At 40.8% G+C, this 2,644-nt stretch carries 2 protein-coding genes; one reads left to right on the forward strand and one right to left on the reverse strand.

The genetic code is table 11. From position 1 onward, the window contains the following. Positions 1 to 47: 47 nt before the first annotated feature. Positions 48 to 500 carry a peptidylprolyl isomerase gene (locus Q1V93_RS00505; RefSeq protein ID WP_300659958.1) on the reverse strand — a complete coding sequence of 151 codons (453 nt, stop codon included), beginning with the start codon at positions 498 to 500 and terminating at the stop codon, positions 48 to 50. Positions 501 to 707: 207 nt separating this feature from the next. Between Q1V93_RS00505 and bshC the strand changes: the two genes are divergently transcribed. After that, the gene (gene bshC / locus Q1V93_RS00510; RefSeq protein WP_300659961.1) at positions 708 to 2,291 is read left to right on the forward strand and encodes a bacillithiol biosynthesis cysteine-adding enzyme BshC; all 1,584 of its coding nucleotides are present in this window, start codon (positions 708 to 710) and stop codon (positions 2,289 to 2,291) included. The last annotated feature ends 353 nt before the right edge of the window (positions 2,292 to 2,644 follow it).

Raw genomic sequence — 2,644 nt, forward strand, 5'->3', positions numbered from 1 at the left:
TCGGGGTGAAAAATTTTTCACCCCGACTTTTTTTGTCAACTTTTTTCTTAGTCCTGAATTTCAATTGCAATGATTCTGTCTCCCTGTCTGATATCATCAATGACATCCAAACCTTCCACTACTTTTCCGAAGCAAGTATGGTTGCGATCCAAATGTGCTGTATTGTTTCTGCTGTGGCAAACAAAGAATTGAGAACCTCCTGTGTTTCTTCCTGCATGAGCCATTGAAAGAACCCCGCGGTCGTGGAATTGATTTCCTCCGGTCAATTCACAATCAATTTTGTAACCTGGTCCGCCGGTTCCTGGCATTCCACTTGCTCCCTCACGGGAATTAGGGCATCCTCCCTGAATCACGAAATCAGGTAGTACACGGTGAAATGTCAAACCATCATAAAATCCTTCTTTTGCCAGCTTAACAAAGTTAGCGACAGTGTTCGGTGCATCTTCCTGGTAGAAGTTTACACGCATATCTCCTTTTTCAGTGCGAATGATTGCTTCCATTTTTTGATAAAATTTTTTACAAAGATACTTTAATAATTACGAATTACGAATGCCGAATTGGAAGGTGAGAATTGAAAATTAAACTACTTGATTATTGGAATCTCAATTCGTAATTAGAAATTCGGAACTCGTAATTCTTTTAAGGTTTTTAACAGATTGGCTTCCATGGTAACTGCTACAAGTGAAAATGATGTGTAAATTTGCCCCATGAGTCAAACAACTATCGCTCGGGATAAAATCAAACAATTTTCATCATTTTCCCATGCTTTTGGGAATCAATCGACATTCGGGCAATTTCTTACAACACCATTGAATTCCATTGCGGATTTAAACACACAGGCAGCACTAAAAAAGGAGGTTTATTCTCCGGAAACACGCAAGAACTTAGTGGATGTGTGGAACCGGCAAATCGGTTCTTATGCATCTGCGCGTCAGCTGGAAAATTTAAAGCTGCTGGAAAACGAACAGACGTTTACGGTTACGACCGGACATCAGCTCACACTTTTCGGCGGACCGCTTTACTTGGTTTACAAAGTACTTCACGTAGTTCGCCTGGCAGAGGAATTCAACGCCAGTCAGAAAGAGTTCAAAGCTGTTCCTGTTTTTTGGATGGCTTCCGAAGATCATGATTTTGATGAAGTGAAATCCACCCATCTGTTCAATCAGAAACTGAGCTGGAATTCGGATCAAACAGGACCCGTTGGTCGTTTCAATATGAACGATTTCCAGGAAGTTCACGAATCGTTCAGATCTTTTTTCGACGGAAAGGAAAACGAGATTTCAGAGTTGCTTTCTATTTCTGAAAAAGACAATTATGCGGCTTATCTTCAGGAGTTTTTAAGCAAATTATTTGCTGATTTCGGAGTATTGGTTCTTCAACCGGATTCCCGCGATTTGAAACGTGAGTTTATTCCTGTCGTTTTAAGAGAAATTGCAAAACCGTTGGCGCATCATGCCGTTTTGAACACGAATAAAATCATTGAAGAAGCCGGCTACAAACCTCAGGCGCAAGCCAGAGATTGTAACCTGTTTTACCTGAAAGACGGGGAACGTTTGCGGATCGAACCTGTGCAAAACGGTTTGGCAATTGACGGAAAAGTCTTCAGCGAAGCAGAATTGAGTGCGTTGGTTCACTCAGAGCCGGAGAATTTTTCACCGAATGTGATTTTGCGCCCGGTTTACCAGGAAACGATTCTACCGAACTTAGTTTATGTGGGCGGCGGCGGAGAAATGGCTTATTGGATTCAGTTGAAAGGCGTTTTTCACGTACATGAGACACTTTTCCCGCTTATCCAGCAACGTGTTTCGATTCAGCTTCTGGATGGAACGATGAAGAAACGCATAGAAAAATTATCCTGGCCGCTTGAGCGTTTTTTCCAATCAAAAGATGAGCTGAAGAAATTGTTCCTGGCAGAAAATGAGGGTGACGATCTGAATTTATCTGCATTATTTGATTCCTTCAATGCTTTGCGCTCGGAAATGATTGAGAAAGCAAAATCCATTGAAGCGACATTGGAATCGTTTGCAGAGGCGGAAGCGGTGCGCATGAAAAAGCAGCTGGAAGGATTTGAACAGCGTTTGGTGAAGCAATTAAAACAACGCCACGAACAAACGTTGCAATCGATTGACTTTATTTCGGAGCGGGTTATTCCGGAAAACTCTTTACAGGAACGCTATTTCCATTGGTTGCAATTTGCTCCGAGCGGGGAATTCAAGCACTTGTTTCAATTAATTCACCGCGAAATAAATCCTTTTGAAAAGGAGCTGGTGGTGATTGATCTGACGAAATAGGATTTTTCCAATAAAAGATAAACATGAGGTGCTATACGGCACCTTTTTTCATTTTTTGAACGCAAAGAAGCAAAGGCCGCAGAGAGATGTTTTTACAATCACTGCTTTGCGTTCTTCAACTCTTTGCATTCATAAAAAAAACAATTTTCATTCTTTTTTAGAGCACAAAGGAGGATAAACAGAATCTCTATTTTCGTGTGTAAGTCTGTTTTTTTTAATTGAATCTCAGAAGTCATAAAACTTGCTTGCGAAGCAGGGAAGTAAAAAGTTTATACTAATTTCGGGAACTCAACGTTTAAGCGAAGATGCGAAACCGAATTCTAGTATGTCTTTTTCTTCTTTTTGTACCTTTG

Origin of the sequence: Fluviicola sp. (assembly GCF_030151805.1) — a bacterium.
Taxonomy (GTDB): Bacteria; Bacteroidota; Bacteroidia; order Flavobacteriales_D; family Crocinitomicaceae; genus Fluviicola.

Coding starts and splice junctions, on each gene's coding strand:
- Q1V93_RS00505 (WP_300659958.1), bottom strand. CDS start 500: ATGGAAGCAATCATTCGCACTGAAAAAGGAGATATGCGTGTAAACTTC.
- bshC (WP_300659961.1), top strand. CDS start 708: ATGAGTCAAACAACTATCGCTCGGGATAAAATCAAACAATTTTCATCA.